Source organism: Frankia sp. CoWAU3, from assembly GCF_977971855.1.
Window position 1 is genome coordinate 3,854 of sequence record NZ_CDWWXB010000256.1, and the last position, 708, is coordinate 4,561.

1 protein-coding gene is annotated in these 708 nt (G+C 63.0%); it reads right to left on the bottom strand.

What is annotated here, in order from left to right:
* The coding region (locus tag AC08ON_RS16660; protein WP_476617305.1) for a CocE/NonD family hydrolase at nucleotides 1-708 on the bottom strand (708 nt) is incomplete at both ends.

Consider the following 708-nt stretch of genomic DNA (forward strand, 5'->3'; position numbering starts at 1 on the left):
GTCCGATGTCCCCGGCAGCGGCGCGTTCAGGTAGTAGCGCCGCGGCGGCAGCGTGTACGAGTCCCAGTCGGCGAATTTCTTGATCGTGAACAGGTTATGCATGTACTCGGTGTGCACGTCGCCGTCGTTCTCCACGCCGTTCTCCTTGTCGGCAACGAAGCGGTCCAGCCAGCGGAAGGTCGTCGCTGTCGGACGACTGATACCGCCGAGAAACCCCTTGATCTCGTCGCCGCCATGATCCCCGATCATTACCAGGAGGCGTTTGGGACCGATCAGTGCGTTGAAGAACTCCACCACCGCGGGTACCGAGAAGATGGTCTCGTGCCAGTAGGTGCCGAGGAAGATGGGGACCCTCCTGGCGTTGAGCTCGTTCAGATAGGTAACCGGTGAACGGACCGCGCTGAACTCCAGCAGCCGTTCGATATTCCGATTGGCCCGGAAGTCGTCGAAGATTTTCCTGACTTCGGCGGAGAGGTTCTCCTCGCCGAACAGCTTGGCGAGCTCCTCGAACGCCAGTAGGTGTCGTGTCTCGTTCTCGTACAGCGATCGGCCCAGATCGGCCCAGGCGCTCTGCGCGCACACGGCCCTCACCCGGTCGTCGTGCGCCGCGATGATCAGGCTCTGGCCGGCGCCGTAGGACGACCCCGCGAACCCGATCCGATCCGGATCCGCGCGGTCGGGATAAGTGTTCAGTACCCAGGGCTGCGC